The following is a 16,532-nucleotide window of genomic DNA, read 5'->3' as shown; positions in this document are numbered from 1 at the left end:
ATGCCGGAGACCCCTTACCTGCCCACCCACCTGCAGCAGCCCCTGCTGGAAACCGCCGACTGGCTCTACCAATCGTCCGAGCGCCTGGCGCTGCAGCTGAACTTCGCGGCACAAGCCTTGATGCACACCCTGACCGCTGGCGGACGCGTGCTGTGCGCCGGCGAGGCCGAAGCCGCCTGGCTGGCCCAACAAGCCGCCAACCTGCTGGTGCGAGGGTCGGGCCGCGAGCGCCCTCCCCTGGCGGCACACGCCCTGGTGCCGGCCAGCAGCCCGCAACACGCCACCCTGGCCCAGCAGCTCCATGCGCTCGGTCACCCGGGCGATGTCTGGCTGGCTTTTTCGATGGAGCGCGACGAGCCCGATTTGCTCGCCGCCACCCAAGCCGCGCGCGAGCTGGACCTCACCCTGGTCGCCTTCACCGGCGAAGCCGCCAGCGTGCTGGGCCCGCAACTGCGCGACACCGACGTCTGGGTGCCCCTGCCGGGAACCCAGGCACCCACCCTTTTCGCCCTGGGATGGCTGGCCTTGCATGGCCTGTGCGCAGCCGTTGACAACCACTTGCTCGGAGAAGCTGAATGACCCCACTGCGCACGACCCCGCACACCCCCGCCCTGCGCACCCGCCTGGTCTGCGCCCTGTTGGCCGCCGCCAGCCTGAGCGCCTGTGCCCCGCTGTTGCTGGGCACTGCGGTCGGTGGCGCGCTCGTCGCCTCTGACCGCCGCACCTCGGGCGCGCAGGTCGAAGACAAGGCCATCGAACTGAAAACCAGCAACCGCCTGGGCGATGCCTTCGGTGGCCGCGCCCACATCAACGTCAACGCCTACAACCGCATGGTGCTGCTGACCGGCGAGGTGCCGGCCGAGCCCGACCGCCTGACGGCCGAGCAGATCGCGGCCCGCGTGGAAAACGCCGGCACCGTGGTCAACCAGCTGGTCGTGGCCACCAACAGCACGCTGGGCTCGCGCTCCAACGATGTGCTGCTGGCCAGCAAAGTGCGCGCCACCCTGGTGGACGCCCGCGACGTCATCAGCAGCGCCTTCGACATCGTCGTCGAGCGCGGCGAGGTCTATCTGATGGGCATCGTGAGCGAGCGCGAAGCCAACCGCGCCGCCGAGTTGACCGCCAGCATCGACGGCGTCAAGAAGGTCGTGAAGGTCTTCCAGATCATCAGCGAGGACGAGCTGGCCAAGCGCCAACCCAAGCCGGTGAGCAGCGAGCCAGCGAACGCGCCAGCCTCCCCACGCTGATTCAGCGCTGATTCAGCGCTGAATCAGCGCAAACGGCGGATCAGGCTGGAGGTGTCCTGGCGGCCGCCGCCCATGGCCTGCACATCGGCATAGAACTGGTCGATGAGGGCTGTGGCCGGCACGCGGGCGCCCAGGCGGAGCGCCTCGTCGAGCACCAGGCCCAGGTCCTTGCGCATCCAGTCGACGGCGAAGCCGAAGTCGAACTCGCTGCGCAGCATGGTCGGGCCCCGGTGGACCATCTGCCAGCTGCTGGCCGCGCCTTGCGAGATGACGTCCAGCACCTTGGGCATGTCCAGCCCGGCCTTCTCGCCAAAAGCCAGGGCCTCGGCCAGGCTTTGCAAGACACCGCCCACGCAGATCTGGTTGACCATCTTGGCCAACTGCCCCGCGCCGCTGTCGCCCAGGTGGGTGACCGCCCGCGCGAAGGCCACGATGAGCGGCTGCACCTGCGCGAAAGCCTGCGCATCGCCACCGCACATCACCGTCAGTGCCCCGTTGATGGCGCCGACATTGCCACCCGACACGGGCGCATCGACGAACTGCAAACCACGCTCGCGGGCGGCTGCCGCCAGTTCACGCGCCACATCGGCCGAGGCGGTGGTGTGGTCCACCACGGTGCCGCCAGGCTGCAAGGTCTGGAACACGCCTTGCGGGCCGCTGACCACCTCGCGCAGGTCGTCGTCGTTGCCCACGCAGGTGAACACCACGGTGGCGCCGCGGGCGGCCTCGGCCGGGGTGACGGCGGTCTGAGCCTGCGCCTGAACCACCGCGCCCGCCTGCTCGGTCAACCAGGCCTGCGCCTTGGCGGCCGTGCGGTTGTACACGGTGACGTGGTGGCCGGCGCGCAGCAGGTGCGCGGCCATCGGGGCGCCCATGGTGCCCAGGCCGATGAAAGCCACGCGGGTGGACGGGTGCGGGGCGTAAGCCTTGTCGGTCACGGACATCAGACGATCCTCAGGTGCTCGGTGCCGGCGCCCAGATCCTGGTTGCGCGCGCGCTGGCTGTGGAGCTTGATCTGCAAGCGCAGGTCGTTGACCGAATCGGCGTTGCGCAGCGCGTCTTCGTAGGTGATGTCATTGCCCTCGAAGAGGTCGTAGAGCGCCTGGTCGAAGGTCTGCATGCCCAGCTCGCGCGACTTCTTCATGATCTCCTTGATCTCGCCGACCTCGCCCTTGAAGATGAGGTCCGCGATCAGCGGCGTGTTCAGCAGGATCTCGACCGCCGCCACCCGGCCCTTGCCTTGCTGGCGCGGCATCAGGCGCTGCGAGACCAGGGCCTTGAGGTTGAGCGAGAGGTCCATCAGCAGCTGCGGGCGGCGCTCTTCGGGGAAGAAGTTGATGATGCGGTCCAGCGCCTGGTTGGCGCTGTTGGCGTGCAGCGTGGCCATGCACAGGTGGCCGGTTTCGGCGAACTGCACGGCGTGCTCCATGGCCTCGCGGTCGCGGATTTCGCCCATCAGGATGACGTCGGGCGCCTGGCGCAGGGTGTTCTTCAGGGCGATGCCCCAGTCGTCGGTGTCGATGCCGATTTCACGCTGCGTGACGATGCAGTTCTTGTGCGGGTGCACGAACTCGACCGGGTCTTCCAGCGTGATGATGTGCCCGTAGGAGCTCTCGTTGCGGTGGTCCACCATGGCGGCCAGCGTGGTCGACTTGCCCGAGCCCGTCGCCCCCACGAGGATGACCAGGCCGCGCTTGGTGGACGACACTTCCTTGAGCACCTGCGGCAGGTGCATCGCGTCAATGGTCGGCACGACCTGCGGGATGACGCGCATCACCATGCCCACATGGCCTTGCTGCACGAAGGCGTTCACGCGGAAACGCCCCACGCCGCTGGGCGAGATGGCGAAGTTGCACTCCTTGGTGCGCTCGAACTCGGCGGCCTGCTTGTCGTTCATGACCGAGCGGGCCAGGGCCAGGGTGTGGCCCGGCGTCAAGGGCTGCGGCGAGACCTTGGTGACCTTGCCGTCCACCTTGATGGCGGGCGGGAATTCGGCCGTGAGGAAGAGGTCGGAGCCACCGCGCGACACCATCAGGCGCAACAGGTCGGTGATGAACTTCGAGGCTTGATCGCGTTCCATGGTGGTCTGCCGGAATGGGGTGGAGGGTCAGCCAGCCGTCAGCAGCGCACCCAGGCGCGCACTGAGCTGGCGCATGCGCAGCGACAGGCGGCGCGCCATCGAGGTCATGAGGGCCATGCCCAGGCGGGGGTCTTCGATGGCGAGCTCGTCCAGCGCGTGGCTGCTGAGCACGGCCAGCGACACGCGGCTGAGCGTCAGGCAGGAGGCGAAGCGGCTGCCGGCATCGAGCAGGGACATCTCGCCCAGCACATCGCCCTCGCGGGCCTCGGCCAGGCGGGCATGCGCGCCGGTGGGCTGGATGCGGTCCACGGCCACCAGGCCTTCGAGCACGATGAGCGCGTAGTCGCCCTTTTCGTCCTGCACGATGAGCTCACGCCCCGGCGGCACGGTGACGAACTGCAGGTGCTCCAGCACCTTGCGGTGGTCTTCGTCGGACAGCGAGGCCATCAGCACATCGCTGCCCCAGGCCGCCAGCAGCAGCTTGAGGCCGAGCTCGGGCTCCAGCGGGTGGGCGCCCACGGCCAGGGCGCGGGCGTTCCAGGCCGAGGTGGCGCGCACGTCTTCCGGGCGCTCCATGAACTGCGTGGCGAAAAAACCTTCGTCGTCGGCCTCGGCGGGTGCGTGGCTCGGGTCATCGGGCCGTTTGCCTGCGCCCACGAAGCGGTCCAGGAAGCGCTTCATGGTCATCCCGGGAAGTTTTCGGGGATCTTGGCCTTGGCGCGTGCCTCGGACGGCGAGATCACGTTGCGGCGCACGAGGTCGGCGAGGTTCTGGTCCAGCGTCTGCATGCCCAGGCTGTTGCCGGTCTGGATGGACGAGTACATCTGCGCGATCTTGTTTTCGCGGATCAGGTTGCGGATGGCGGGCGTGCCGATCATGATTTCGTGCGCGGCCACGCGGCCGTTGCCGTCCTTGGTCTTGCACAGCGTCTGTGACACAACGGCCTGCAGCGACTCCGACAACATGGCGCGAACCATGTCCTTCTCGGCCGCGGGGAAGACGTCCACCACCCGGTCGATGGTTTTCGCCGCCGACGAGGTGTGCAGCGTGCCGAACACCAAGTGGCCGGTTTCGGCGGCGGTCAGCGCCAGGCGGATGGTTTCCAGGTCGCGCATTTCACCCACCAAGATGCAGTCCGGGTCTTCGCGCAGGGCCGAGCGCAGGGCGTTGGCGAAGCTCAGGGTGTGCGGGCCGACCTCGCGCTGGTTGATCAGGCACTTCTTGGACTCGTGCACGAATTCGATGGGGTCTTCCACCGTCAGCACGTGGCCGTACTCGGTCTCGTTGAGGTGGTTGACCATGGCGGCGAGCGTGGTGGACTTGCCCGAGCCCGTGGGGCCCGTGACCAGCACCAGGCCGCGCGGCTTGAGCGCCAGGTCGCCAAACACCTTGGGCGCGGCCAGTTGCTCCAAGGTCAGGATCTTGCTCGGGATGGTCCGGAACACGGCGCCGGCGCCGCGGTTCTGGTTGAAGGCGTTGACGCGGAAACGCGCCAGGCCCTGGATCTCGAAAGAGAAGTCCACCTCCAGCGTTTCTTCGTAGTGCTTGCGCTGCACGTCGTTCATGATGTCATAGACCATGTCGTGGACCTGTTTGTGGTCCAGCGCATCGACGTTGATGCGACGCACATCGCCATGCACCCGGATCATGGGCGGCAGGCCCGCCGACAGGTGCAGGTCAGACGCCTTGTTTTTGACCGAGAAGGCAAGCAGCTGGGTGATGTCCATGGATGATGTGAAACTGGGCACAACGGATGAGACCCATTATGGCGACGATCGCAGACAAGCTACAACTCGTGAGGGGCAGGATTGCCCGTGCTGTTTCGGAATTTGGACGCCCACCCGGCAGCGTGACGCTGCTGGCCGTGAGCAAGACGTTTCCAGCGGTAACGGTGCGCGAGGCCGTGGCCGCCGGGCAGCACCAGTTCGGCGAGAACTACGTGCAGGAGGCGCTCGACAAGATCGCCGAGCTGGCCGACCTGCGCGACCAGATCACCTGGCACCTCATCGGGCCGCTGCAAAGCAACAAGACCCGCGTGGTGGCCGAGGCCTTCGACTGGGTGCACACGGTGGACCGCCTGAAAATCGCGCAGCGCCTGAGCGAGCAGCGCCCGGCCCACCTGCCGCCCCTGCAGGTCTGCATCCAGGTCAACACCAGCGGCGAGGACAGCAAAAGCGGCGTCGCCCCCGAAGAAGCCCTGGCGCTGGCCCGGGCCGTGGCCGCCCTGCCCCGCCTGCAACTGCGCGGCGTGATGGGTTTGCCTGCGCCCTCGCCCGACCCGGCCGAACAGCGGCGGCAATTGCAGGCGGTGCGTGTCGTCTTCGATCTCCTGCAATCAGAGGGTCTTCCCTTGGACACCCTGTCGATGGGGATGAGCGCAGACCTCGAAGTGGCCGTGGAACAAGGGTCAACCCTGGTCAGGGTGGGGACTGCCCTGTTCGGCCAGCGCTGACGCACCCACTAAGATGCCCGTCTGAAGAAAGACTTGCCATGGAAGTATCTCCCGCGCCCCATTACCTGCTGGTGGACGACCACAGCCTCATCCGCGAAGGCATGATGCAGGCCATCCGCAGCCTTGCGCCGACCGCGCGCTTCTCGCAGGCCAACTCCCTGCAAAGCACGCTGGCCAAGCTGGAAGACACCGCCGCCACCGACCCGATCGATGTGGTGCTGCTCGACCTCGGCCTGCCCGACAGCCGCGGCGTGGCCACGTTGCAGGCCGTGCGTGCGGCCGCGCCAACACAACGCATCGGCATCATCACCGGACAGGCCGATGTGCAGGTGGCGCTGGAGTGCATCCACCACGGTGCCTCCTGCTTCATCCCCAAGCTCGCCGAGATCGATGGCTTCACCGGCGCCTTGCAGGCCCTGGTCGAAGGCCGGTTGCACTTCCCCTCGGAGCTGCTGTCGCCCAGCGAGGTGGATTTCCCTGCGCCCGACGAGGACAGCGCGCTGCGCACCATCCGCCTGACGCCGCGCCAGAAGGACGTGCTGCAGTGGATCCTCAAGGGCTGCACCAACCACGCCATCGCCACGGCCCTGGGCATCAGCGCCGAAACCGTCAAGCTGCACGTCAGCGCGATCTTCCGCGCCTACGGCGTGCACAGCCGCACCCAACTCGTCTTGCTGTGCTCGCGCAGCCCGCAAGCGGCCAGCCCCCAGGCTGACGAGCACACCAGCACCGAGCACGACCCGCAACAGGACAGCGTGTGAGCATCCTGCGGCGGTCGCTGCGGGGACTGTCGCCCATCGAGGCGCGCATCGACCTGCAGCTGCTGAACGACAGTTGGCGGCATTCGCCCGGCTCCATCGGCGCGCAACTTGCCGCCCTGCTCATGCTGGGCTGGATGGTGCGGGACTGGCCCATGGCCCACTGGAAATGGGTGCTGCCGGCCTTCGGCCACCTCACCGTGTGGGCCACCGTGGGCATGCTGGTGCGGCACTTTCACCGCTTCGGCATCACCGAGTCCGGTTATGGCCGCTGGCGCACGCGCTTGCTGATCTGGCACACGCTCGAAGGCACGATGTGGGGCCTGATCGCGGTGGCGCTGCTGCCCGTGGCCACGCCCGAATGGCGCATGACCATCGTGGCCGCGCTGATCGTCTATGGCTACACGGTCATGCTGGTCACCATCCACGACTGGGCTGTGGCCTTCGTGGGCAGCGTGCCCGTGCTGCTGCTGGTGGCCGGGCGCCTGGCCAACGAGCACAACGGCAGCTCCAGTTTCCTGGCCCTGGTCCTGGTGGTGTCGCTGCTGACCTGCATGGGCGTGTCGCTGAGCGTGAACCGCCGCCTGCGCGAGGCCGTGCTGCTGCGCCACGAGAACGCCGGCCTGGTGCTGCAACTGCGCGAAGAGATCAACAAAGTGACCGAGGCCAAGGCCCGCGCCGAAGCGGCGGACCGCCTCAAAGGCGAGTTCTTCGCCGCCGCCAGCCACGATCTGCGCCAGCCCCTGCACGTGATGATGCTGCTGAGCAGCGCGCTCAAGCCCTGGATCCACCAGGACGAGGGCCAGAGCCTGTTGCGCAAGCTGCAGACGGCGCTGGGCTCGCTGGGGGCGATGTTCGAGCAGATGTTCTTCGTGGCGCGGGTGGACGCCCAGCGCGTGGACTACCGCGCCGAGGCCCTGCCCCTGGCCGAGATGTGGGCGCGGCTGGACAGCGAGTTCTCCGTCCTGTGCGCCAGCCAGGGCCTGCGCTGGCAGCTCGATGCCACCAGCGAATGGGTGCAGACCGATGGCTATGTGCTGGAGCGCATCCTGCGCAACCTGCTGAACAACGCCGTGCGCTACACCGAGCACGGCGAGGTGCGCCTGCGCGCTCGCAAGCGCGGCCCCTGGGTGATCTGCCAGGTGTGGGACACGGGCGTGGGCATCCAGCGCCAGCACCGCCACCGCATCTTCGACGACTATTTCCAGGCCCGCAACGACGGGCGCCTGAGCAGCGAGGGCCTGGGCCTGGGCCTGGCCGTGGTGCGCCGCCTGAGCCTGCTGGGGCCGACGCCGGTCACGGTGCTGTCGCGCCTGGGGCGGGGCTCGTGCTTCAGCGTGCGCGTGCCGCGCCTGATCCCGGCCAGCCTGGCCGAAGTGACGCCGGCAGCGGGTGGCGGCCAAGCGCAGGCAGCCGCCCAGGCCCTTGCCAAGCCTGTGGCCCCGGCCACGACAGCGCAGGCCATGGCTCGCGCTGGGCGGGGCGTGGTCGTGCTCGTGGAAGACGACCCCCAGGTGCGCGACAGCACCTCGCTGGTGCTGCAACAGCACGGCTGGCAGGTCGCGGGCGCGGCCACGCCGGACGAGGCCCTGGCCGCGGTCGCCGCCCTGCAGGAGAAGGGCCGCATGCCCGAGGGCGACATGCCAGCCGCGCTGGTCAGCGACCACCGCCTGGGGCTGTCCATCAATGGCCTGGACGCCATCCGCCAGCTGCGCTACGAATTCGGCGACGACCTGCCCGCCTTCCTGCTCACGGGCGAGGCCTCCGAGGGCCTGACGGACGAAGCCGCCCAGGCGCGCGTGCAGTTGCTGAAGAAACCCATCGAGGCCGAACGCCTGCTGCAGATGCTGGCCGACTCGACGGCCCCCGCCCCAGCCCCCGATGCGGCAGATGCGGCATGATGCCGGCCATGAACAGCACCACCTCCCCGGCCGACCTGACCCATGCCGACATCGCCTTCATCGGTGGCGGCAACATGGCCACGGCCATCATCGGCGGCCTGCTGCGCCAAGGGCGCGCACCGTCCAGCATCCTCGTCATCGACCCCAGCGCCGAGCAGCGCGGCCGCCTGAGCGAAACGCTCGGTGTGCGCACCGCCGCCGCCCCGGACGCGCCCGAAGCCACCTTGTCAAGCGCCCGCACCGTGGTGTGGGCCGTCAAGCCGCAGCAGTTCAAGGACGCCGCCAGCGCCTGCGCCGCCCTCACGCAAGGCGCCCTGCACTTCAGCGTGATGGCCGGCCTGCGCACCGACGACATCGCCCGCTGGCTGGGCACGCAGCGTGTCGTGCGCGCCATGCCCAACACCCCGGCCCTGGTGGGTCAGGGCATGACCGGCCTGTTCGCGCGCCCCGAGGTTTCGGCCGATGAGCGCGAGGCCGTGGCGCAGATGGTCGCGCCCACCGGGCAGCTGCTGTGGCTGAGCCGCGAGGCCGACCTCGACGCCGTGACCGCGCTGTCGGGCTCGGGACCGGCGTATGTCTTCTACTACATCGAAGCCATGGTGCAGGCCGCGCAGGACATGGGCCTGAGCGCAAGCGAAGGCCGCCAGCTGGCCCTGGCCACCTTCGCCGGTGCCACGGCGCTGGCCGCGCAATCGAGCGACAGCCCCACCGTGCTGCGCGAGCGCGTGACGTCCAAGGGCGGCACCACCCACGCGGCGCTCACGCACCTGGAGAACGCCGGCGTGAAAGCCACCTTCGTGGCGGCCATGCGCGCCGCCGAGCAGCGGGCCGGCGAGCTCGGCGACGAGTTCGGGCGCTGAGTTCGGGCGCTGAGCTGGGGCATTCACGGGCCGGCCACACGGGCGAGGCAAGATCGCGCCTCTGACCACTGAAGCACCACCGCCCACCGCCATGACCACCGGAGCCCGTTCGGCCGACGCCCTCTTCCAGGCTGGCTTGAACTGCCTGAGCCGCCGAGCGTGGACCCAAGCCGCGCAGGCCTTCGCACAAACGCTGGCGGCCCAGCCCAAGCACATGCCGGCGCTGCTCACCGCTGGGCAGCTGGCCTTGCAGATGGGCGATGCCGCGCTGGCCGTGTCCCTGCTGACGCGCTTGATCAAGCTCGCGCCTCGGCACACCGACGCCCTCAACGCCCGCGGCGCCGCGCAACTGGCCTTGCGCGAACCCGCGCTGGCCCTGCTGAACTTCGAGAAGGTGGCCGAGTTGCAACCGCGGGCCGACTTTGCCCACGCCAACCGCGGCCTGGCCTTGCTGGCCATGCACCGCCCGGCCGATGCCCTGGCGGCGTTCGACCAGGCCCTGGCCTTGCGCCCCGACAACGCACAAAGCCACGGCAACCGCGGCAATGCCCTGAGCCGGCTGCACCGCTGGGACGAAGCCATCGCGGCCTTCGAAGCCGCCCTCGCGCTGCAGCCCGACCTGCACCTGGCGCGCTGGAACATCGGCATGACGCAACTGCGCCTGGGCCAGTGGCACAGCGGCTGGCAACACTCGGAAGCGCGCCTGGACCTGTTCGCCGCACAAGGCTGGCAAGCGCCATCGGCGGCACCGCGCTGGGCGACCGGCATGCCCCTGGCGGGGCGGCGCCTGCTGGTCCACAGCGAGCAAGGGCTGGGCGACACCTTGCAGTTCGGCCGCTTCGTCCCGCTGCTGCAAGCGATGGGCGCGCAGGTGGTGTTCGAAGTGCAAGCACCGCTGCAGGGCCTGATCAGTGCCGCCCTGCCGAACACCGAGGTCGTGGCACGTGGCCAGCCCCTGCCGCCGCACGACCTGCAATGCCCCCTGATGAGCCTGCCGCTGGCCTTGTGCACCGATGCGTCCGGGCTGCCGCCCCCGCTTGCCGTCCAGCCCGATGCGGCTCGGTTGAACCACTGGCAGACACGGTTGGGGCCGCGCGACCGGCCACGCGTGGGCGTGGTGTGGAGCGGCAACCCGCAGCAAAGCGACGACATCCACCGCAGCATCCCGCTGACCACCCTGCTGCCCGCGCTGCACCCTGGCATCGAATGGATCAGCCTTCAGCAAGAGGTGCGCCCGTGGGACGAGGCCGCGATGCGCTCGGGCCACTTGCAGCAAGAGCAGCAGTTGCGGCACTTCGGCAGCGAGCTCCAGAGCTTTGACGACACCGCCGCGCTGTGCGCCCACATGGACCTGGTCGTGTCGGTGTGCACCAGCGTGGCCCACCTGGCTGGCAGCATGGGCAAACCGCTGTGGCTGCTCGCCGCGCACACCGCCGACTGGCGCTGGCTCACGGAGCGCGAAGACAGCCCCTGGTACCCCGGCGCCCGCATCTTCCGCCAGGCACAGGCCGGCGACTGGTCAGGCGTGTTGCACCGCGTCAGCGCGGCGCTGGACGGCATGCGCTGAGCGCCGTCGCCAGACGGGGCCCACCATCACGGAGCCCCAGCAAGCTCAGGCGCCAACAGGCGGCAGCGCCGCCAAGGCCCGATCAAGCACCGCGCCCAGCCACACCGTCAGCCCCAGCCAATGGTTGAGGCGGAAGGCCTGGAAGCACCGCTCACGCTCACGGCCCCTGATGAGCCAGCCGTGCCACACAGCCTGTGCCGCGGCCACCCCCAGCGCAAGCGACCAGGGCCAGCCCAGGTGCAGCAACTGCCCTGCCTGCCACCAACAGGCCAGGCACAGGGCGTAAAAGCCCATCACACCGGCCACGTCGAAGCGGCCCAAGGTGATGGCCGAGGTGCGCATGCCGATCTTGAGGTCGTCGTTGCGGTCCACCATGGCGTACTCGGTGTCGTAAGCCAGCACCCAGGCCAGGTTGCCCGCCACCAGCCACCACGCCACCGGCGGCACCTGGTCCTGCACGGCGGCAAAAGCCATCGGGATGCCGAAGCTGAAGGCCACGCCCAGCACCGCCTGCGGCATCGCGAAGAAACGCTTGGTGAAGGGGTAGAGGATGGTCACGGCCAGGGCACCCACCGACCACGCGATGGTCCGCACATTGGTGGTCAGCACCAGCGCGAACGACGCCAGCGTGAGCACGCCGCCCACGGCCAGGGCCTCTTTCACCGACAGGCGCCCGCTGGTGATCGGGCGTTGCGCGGTGCGCTGCACGTGGCGGTCGAAGTCGCGGTCGGCCACGTCGTTGACGGCACAACCCGCGCTGCGCATGAGGATGGTGCCCAGCGTGAACACCGCCAGCATGTGCACGCTGGGGATGCCGTCCGACGCCAGCCACAAAGCCGCCAGCGTGGGCCACAACAGCAGCAGCCAGCCTTGCGGCCGGCTCCAGCGGATGAGGTCGAGGTAGAGGGCCCAGCGGTCGCGCAGGGTCAAAGGACTCGTGGGGGTCATGCGCAGGCTCGTGCAGGTGTTCGTGCTCACAACGAGATTATCTCGGATCGACCCAACCGCCCCCCAGGGCCTTGTACACACCGATGTGCGCCAACTGCCGCGCCAGCTGCGCGGTGATGTGCGCCTGCTGGGCTGCAAACAGCGCGCGCTGGGCGTCCAGCAGGTCGAGCTGGCTGGCCACGCCGTTGTCGTAGCGCAGGGTGGACAGCTTCAAGCGCGCAGCTTCGGCCCGGGCCTGTGCCAGCTGGGCTTCGGCCTGGTCGGCATGGGTGCGCCGCGCCACCAGGGCATCGGCCACCTCGCGGAAGGCGGACTGCACGGCCTTGTCGTACTGGGCGATGGCGATGTCGCGCTTGACGAAGGCGCTGTCCACGCCCGCGGCGGTGCGCCCGGCGTCGAAGATCGGCGCCAGCAAGCTGCCACCGAAGCTCCAGGCGAAGCGGCCATCGTCGAACAGGCCCGACAGCGAGTTGCTGGCCACACCGGCGCTGCCCGTCAAGGCGATGCGCGGGAAGCGGGCGGCGCGCGCGGCACCGATGTTGGCGTTGGCCGCGATCAGCGTTTGCTCGGCCTGGGCCACGTCGGGGCGCTGCAAGAGCACGTCCGACGACAGGCCCACGGGCAACTCGCTCAAGCCAGGCCACAGGCTGGCCTGCACGAACTGTGCGGGGTCTTTCAGGGCCAGGTTGGCCTGCGGCGGCAACCACTCGGCGGGCACCGGCTTGCCCACCAGCAGGGCCAAGGCCTGCACGTCCTGGGCGACGGCGCGCTGGGCCTGAGCGCGGGCCACGCGGGCGGCTTCCACGGTGGACTGCGCCGAGCGCAAATCCAGCTCATTGAGCACGCCGTTGTCGAACTTCAGCTGCTGCAGTTTGAACGAATCCAGGCGCGTGGCCAGGGTCTGCTCGGCCAGGGCCAGCTGCCAGCGGTCGGCCCACAGCGTGTAGTAGGTCGTGGCCACCGACGCCACCAGGCTGATGTGCACCGAGCGGCGCGCCTCTTCCGAGGCCAGCACCTGTGCGGCGGCGGCATCGCTCAGGGCCTGCACGCGGCCGAAGATGTCCAGCTCAAAAGCGGGGATGGCCAGGCCACCGGTGGCCGTGGTGCCCAGCCGGTAGGGCGACACGGTGGACGGCTGGCGGGTGCCGCTCAGGCTGGCGTTGACCGTGGGGAACAGGTCGGCGCGCTGGATCTGGTAGGCCGCGCGCAGCTGCTCGATGTTGAGGATGGCCACGCGCAAATCGCGGTTGTGGGCCAGGGCCTCGCACACCAGCGATTGCAGGCGGGCGTCGGGGAAGTAGGTGCGCCAGGGCAGCTCGGCCACGGCAGGCGGGGACGCCGATGCAACAGCCGCCGAAACAGCCGACCCAGCAGCCGACGCAGCGGTGGCAGAAGCCGCATCGGCACCGGCCAGCGCCTGAGGCACGGCCAGCTCAGGGCGCTGGTAGGTCGGGGTCAGCGAGCAGGCCTGCAGCGTGAGCAGGCTGGCCAGCGTCACCACGGTCATCGCGGGGCGCAGCATCGGGCGCGGGGATTGCATCGTTGCGGCCATGGCCTCACTCCTTGCCTTCATGGGCGTGTGCCGTGTCTGCGGCCAGTGTCGTGGCTTCTGCGGCGGGCTTGGCCGGAAACCAGCGGCGGATCACCACGAAGAACACCGGCACGAAGAACACCGCCAGCACGGTGGCCGCGATCATGCCGCTCATCACGCCGGTACCGATGGCGCGCTGGCTGGCCGAGCCGGCGCCGGTGGAAATCACCAGGGGCAGCACGCCCAGGATGAAGGCCACCGAGGTCATGATGATCGGGCGGAAGCGCAGGTGGCAGGCCTGCAGCGTGGCCTCCAGCAGGCCCATGCCCTTGTCCTGCAGCTCGCGGGCGAACTCGATGATCAGGATCGCGTTCTTCGCCGACAGGCCGATGATGGTGATCAGGCCCACCTTGAAGAAGACGTCGTTGGGCAGGTCGCGCAGGTTCGCGCCAAGCAGCGAGCCCAGCACGCCCAGCGGCACCACCAGCATCACCGCAGCGGGGATCGACCAACTCTCGTACAGCGCGGCCAGGCACAGGAACACGGCCAGCAGCGAGAACACCAGCAGCGTCGTGGCCTGCGAGCCCGAGAGCTGCTCTTCGCGCGACAGCCCCGTCCACTCGATGCCGATGCCTTGCGGCAACTTGGCGGCCAGGGCTTCCATTTCGGCAATCGCCTGGCCCGTGCTGAAGCCTGCGCCCGCGTCACCGGCAATGCGCATCGCCGGGTAGCCGTTGTAGCGCACCGCCTGCATCTGGCCGGTCACCCAGCGCGTCGTCACGAAGGCCGACAGCGGCACGCTCTGGCCCTGCGTGTTGGTCACGTTGAGCTGCAGGATCTGCTCGGGCTGCATGCGCGCCGGGGCATCGGCCTGCACCACCACGCGCTGCAGGCGCGAGCGGTTGGGGAAGTCGTTGATGTAGCTGGAACCCAAGGCCGTGGACAGCGTTGCGCTCAGCACATCGAAGCTCACACCGAGGGCGTAGGCCTTCTCACGGTCGATGTCGAGTTGCAGCTGAGGCGCATCTTCCAGGCCATCCGGGCGCAGGCCCGTGACGACCTTGCTCTCGCGGGCCATGCCCAGCAACTGGTTGCGTGCCGCCAGCAGGGCGTCGTGGCCAAGGCCGGCGCGGTCCTGCAGGCGCAGCGAAAAGCCCGTGGCATTGCCCAGCTCGCGGATGGGCGGCGGGTTCAGCGGGAAGATGAAGGCATCGCGCACGCCACTCAGCGCACCGAACGCACGCTTGGCGACGGCCTGTGCCGAGTGCGCCTCGCCCTGGCGCTCGTCGAAATCCTTGAGGGTGACGAAGCCCAGCGCCGCGTTCTGACCCGAACCCGAGAAGCTGAAGCCCACCACCCCGATGATGGACTTCACCTCGGGCTGCTTGAGGAAGTACTGCTCCACCTGGCTGACCACGGCTTCCGTGCGCGGTGCCGTCGCACCCGGCGGCAGCTGCATGTTGACGATCAGGTTGCCCTGGTCTTCGTTGGGCAGGAAGGCCGATGGCATGCGCACGTACAGCCAGCCCACGGTGGCGACGATCAGCGCATAGACGATGAACACGCGGCCGCCGCGGCGCACCAGCTTGGCCGCGATGCCCTCGTAGCCGTGCGTGGTCGAGGTGAAGAAGCGGTTGAACCAGCCGAAAAAGCCGCGCTTCTCGTGGTGGCCGTGCGGCACGGGCTTGAGCAGCGTGGCGCACAAGGCCGGCGTCAGCGACAAGGCCAGGAAGGCCGAGAACAGCATCGAGGCCACCATGGCCAGCGAGAACTGCCGGTAGATGTTGCCCACCGAGCCCGCGAAGAAGGCCATCGGGATGAACACCGACACCAGCACCACCGTGATGCCGATGATGGCGCCACTGATCTGGCCCATGGCCTTGCGCGTGGCCTCGCGGGGCGACAGCCCTTCCTGGACCATCAGGCGCTCGACGTTCTCCACCACCACGATGGCATCGTCCACCAGGATGCCAATGGCCAGCACCATGCCGAACATCGTCAGCACGTTGATGGAAAAACCCGCCACCAGCATCACGCCGAAGGTGCCCAGCAGGGCCACGGGCACCACCAGCGTCGGGATCAGGGTGTAGCGGATGTTCTGCAGGAACAGGTACATCACCAGGAACACCAGCACCACGGCCTCGACCAGGGTCTCGACCACCTGGCTGATGGAGATCTCGATGAAGCCCGAGGTGTCGTAGGGGAAGGAGTAATCCACGCCCTGCGGGAAGTACTTCTTGAGCTGCTCCATGCGGGCCTTGACCAGCTTGGCCGCCTCCAGCGCATTGCCGGTGGGCGAGAGCTGCACGCTCATGCCCAGTGCCGGTTTGCCGTTCAGGCGCGCATAGGTGCCGTAGGTCTGGGCGCCTAACTCAAGCCGGGCCACATCTTTGAGGCGCACGGTCGAGCCATCGGCCTTGGCGCGCAGCACCACGTTGCCGAACTGCTCGGTGTTCTCCAGTTGGCCCTTGACCACCACGGTGGCCGACAAGGTCTGGTCGATGAGGTTGGGGCGGTCACCCAGGGCGCCGGCCGGCACCAGGGCGTTCTGTGCGCGGATGGCGGCATTGACGTCGCTCAGGCTCAGGCCGTAGGCCAGCAGCTTGGCCGGGTCCACCCAGATGCGCATGGCGCGCTCGGTGCCGAACAGCGTGACCTGGCCAATGCCGGCCACGCGCTGCAACTCGGGCAGCACGTTGCGCGAGGCGTAATCGCCCAGGGCCACAGGGTCAAAGGCCGGGTTGGTGGACGACAGCATCACGAACATCAGCGTGTTGCTGCGCGATTTGTCCACCTTCACGCCCTGCTGCGTCACGGCCGAGGGCAAGCGCGGCGTGGCACGGGCCAGGCGGTTCTGCACGTCCACCTGGGCCAGGTCGATGTTGGTGCCGGACTCGAAGGTCACGGTGATGCTGCCCGTGCCGTTGGCTTGGCTGACCGACTCCATGTAGGCCATGCCGGGCGAACCATTGAGCTCCTGCTCGATCACGCTGACGACGCTCTCGTCCAGCGTCTTGGCCGACGCACCGGGGTAGGTCGCACTGATGACGACCGAGGGCGGTGCCACGGTCGGGTATTGCGCGATCGGCAGCTTGGTGATGGCGACGCCGCCAAACACCAGGATGAACAGCGCGATCACCCACGCGAAGATGGGCCGCTCGATGAAGAAACGTGACATGCGGGCTCCT

General features: G+C 68.7%; 14 protein-coding genes. 7 read left to right on the top strand and 7 right to left on the bottom strand.

What is annotated here, in order from left to right:
* Positions 1-579: an SIS domain-containing protein gene (locus EV672_RS14955; RefSeq protein ID WP_166643599.1), complete on the top strand. Its 579-nt coding sequence runs from the start codon at positions 1-3 to the stop codon at positions 577-579.
* On the top strand, positions 576-1,247 hold the full coding sequence (locus EV672_RS14950; protein ID WP_133610620.1) for a BON domain-containing protein: 672 nt from the start codon (positions 576-578) through the stop codon (positions 1,245-1,247). Before EV672_RS14955 ends, EV672_RS14950 begins: the two co-directional genes overlap by 4 nt.
* A gap of 23 nt (positions 1,248-1,270) precedes the next feature.
* Here EV672_RS14950 and EV672_RS14945 read toward each other — a convergent pair whose 3' ends face one another.
* The 4 genes from EV672_RS14945 to EV672_RS14930 are packed head-to-tail and all read right to left on the bottom strand — an operon-like array spanning position 1,271 to position 5,054.
* On the bottom strand, positions 1,271-2,191 hold the full coding sequence (locus EV672_RS14945; RefSeq protein WP_133610618.1) for an NAD(P)-dependent oxidoreductase: 921 nt from the start codon (positions 2,189-2,191) through the stop codon (positions 1,271-1,273).
* Positions 2,191-3,327, bottom strand: a complete 1,137-nt coding sequence (locus tag EV672_RS14940) for a PilT/PilU family type 4a pilus ATPase (RefSeq protein WP_133610616.1) — start codon at positions 3,325-3,327, stop codon at positions 2,191-2,193. Before EV672_RS14940 ends, EV672_RS14945 begins: the two co-directional genes overlap by 1 nt.
* Before the next feature lie 27 nt (positions 3,328-3,354).
* Entirely contained in the window at positions 3,355-4,008 is a 654-nt protein-coding gene (locus EV672_RS14935; protein WP_166643598.1) for a Crp/Fnr family transcriptional regulator, read from the bottom strand.
* A gap of 2 nt (positions 4,009-4,010) precedes the next feature.
* Complete coding sequence (locus tag EV672_RS14930) at positions 4,011-5,054, bottom strand: type IV pilus twitching motility protein PilT (protein WP_133610613.1); 1,044 nt, start codon at positions 5,052-5,054, stop codon at positions 4,011-4,013.
* 38 nt (positions 5,055-5,092) lie between these two features.
* Between EV672_RS14930 and EV672_RS14925 the strand changes: the two genes are divergently transcribed.
* From EV672_RS14925 to EV672_RS14905, 5 genes are all read left to right on the top strand, one after another.
* Positions 5,093-5,779 (top strand): YggS family pyridoxal phosphate-dependent enzyme, encoded by a 687-nt coding sequence (locus tag EV672_RS14925; protein ID WP_133610611.1) that lies wholly within the window; start codon positions 5,093-5,095, stop codon positions 5,777-5,779.
* A 38-nt stretch (positions 5,780-5,817) separates the two neighbouring features.
* On the top strand, positions 5,818-6,540 hold the full coding sequence (locus EV672_RS14920) for a response regulator transcription factor (protein ID WP_133610609.1): 723 nt from the start codon (positions 5,818-5,820) through the stop codon (positions 6,538-6,540).
* Complete coding sequence (locus tag EV672_RS14915; RefSeq protein ID WP_133610607.1) at positions 6,537-8,438, top strand: hybrid sensor histidine kinase/response regulator; 1,902 nt, start codon at positions 6,537-6,539, stop codon at positions 8,436-8,438. The genes EV672_RS14920 and EV672_RS14915 overlap by 4 nt, the downstream gene beginning before the upstream one ends.
* An 8-nt stretch (positions 8,439-8,446) precedes the next feature.
* Positions 8,447-9,298: a pyrroline-5-carboxylate reductase gene (proC, locus tag EV672_RS14910; protein WP_243738715.1), complete on the top strand. Its 852-nt coding sequence runs from the start codon at positions 8,447-8,449 to the stop codon at positions 9,296-9,298.
* 91 nt (positions 9,299-9,389) lie between these two features.
* Positions 9,390-10,865: a tetratricopeptide repeat protein gene (locus EV672_RS14905; protein WP_133610603.1), complete on the top strand. Its 1,476-nt coding sequence runs from the start codon at positions 9,390-9,392 to the stop codon at positions 10,863-10,865.
* A gap of 45 nt (positions 10,866-10,910) precedes the next feature.
* Here the strand turns inward: EV672_RS14905 and ubiA are convergent, their stop codons facing one another.
* The 3 genes from ubiA to EV672_RS14890 are packed head-to-tail and all read right to left on the bottom strand — an operon-like array spanning position 10,911 to position 16,522.
* Complete coding sequence (gene ubiA / locus EV672_RS14900) at positions 10,911-11,813, bottom strand: 4-hydroxybenzoate octaprenyltransferase (RefSeq protein WP_133610601.1); 903 nt, start codon at positions 11,811-11,813, stop codon at positions 10,911-10,913.
* Positions 11,814-11,850: 37 nt separating this feature from the next.
* Complete coding sequence (locus EV672_RS14895; protein WP_279536204.1) at positions 11,851-13,365, bottom strand: efflux transporter outer membrane subunit; 1,515 nt, start codon at positions 13,363-13,365, stop codon at positions 11,851-11,853.
* A gap of 4 nt (positions 13,366-13,369) precedes the next feature.
* A complete protein-coding gene (locus EV672_RS14890) occupies positions 13,370-16,522 on the bottom strand; it encodes an efflux RND transporter permease subunit (RefSeq protein WP_133610599.1) in 3,153 nt (1,050 codons plus the stop codon).
* Positions 16,523-16,532: the final 10 nt, after the last annotated feature.

The organism is Aquabacterium commune, assembly GCF_004362855.1.
In the GTDB taxonomy this organism is placed as follows: Bacteria; Pseudomonadota; Gammaproteobacteria; order Burkholderiales; family Burkholderiaceae_C; genus Aquabacterium; species Aquabacterium commune.
Note: the sequence above shows the minus strand (reverse complement) of the source record. Positions and strands in the feature narration are given on the sequence as shown.

Coding starts and splice junctions, on each gene's coding strand:
- EV672_RS14895 (WP_279536204.1), bottom strand. CDS start 13,365: ATGGCCGCAACGATGCAATCCCCGCGCCCGATGCTGCGCCCCGCGATG.
- EV672_RS14930 (WP_133610613.1), bottom strand. CDS start 5,054: ATGGACATCACCCAGCTGCTTGCCTTCTCGGTCAAAAACAAGGCGTCT.
- EV672_RS14925 (WP_133610611.1), top strand. CDS start 5,093: ATGGCGACGATCGCAGACAAGCTACAACTCGTGAGGGGCAGGATTGCC.
- proC (WP_243738715.1), top strand. CDS start 8,447: ATGAACAGCACCACCTCCCCGGCCGACCTGACCCATGCCGACATCGCC.
- EV672_RS14920 (WP_133610609.1), top strand. CDS start 5,818: ATGGAAGTATCTCCCGCGCCCCATTACCTGCTGGTGGACGACCACAGC.
- ubiA (WP_133610601.1), bottom strand. CDS start 11,813: ATGACCCCCACGAGTCCTTTGACCCTGCGCGACCGCTGGGCCCTCTAC.
- EV672_RS14950 (WP_133610620.1), top strand. CDS start 576: ATGACCCCACTGCGCACGACCCCGCACACCCCCGCCCTGCGCACCCGC.
- EV672_RS14890 (WP_133610599.1), bottom strand. CDS start 16,522: ATGTCACGTTTCTTCATCGAGCGGCCCATCTTCGCGTGGGTGATCGCG.
- EV672_RS14905 (WP_133610603.1), top strand. CDS start 9,390: ATGACCACCGGAGCCCGTTCGGCCGACGCCCTCTTCCAGGCTGGCTTG.
- EV672_RS14945 (WP_133610618.1), bottom strand. CDS start 2,191: ATGTCCGTGACCGACAAGGCTTACGCCCCGCACCCGTCCACCCGCGTG.
- EV672_RS14940 (WP_133610616.1), bottom strand. CDS start 3,327: ATGGAACGCGATCAAGCCTCGAAGTTCATCACCGACCTGTTGCGCCTG.
- EV672_RS14955 (WP_166643599.1), top strand. CDS start 1: ATGCCGGAGACCCCTTACCTGCCCACCCACCTGCAGCAGCCCCTGCTG.
- EV672_RS14935 (WP_166643598.1), bottom strand. CDS start 4,008: ATGAAGCGCTTCCTGGACCGCTTCGTGGGCGCAGGCAAACGGCCCGAT.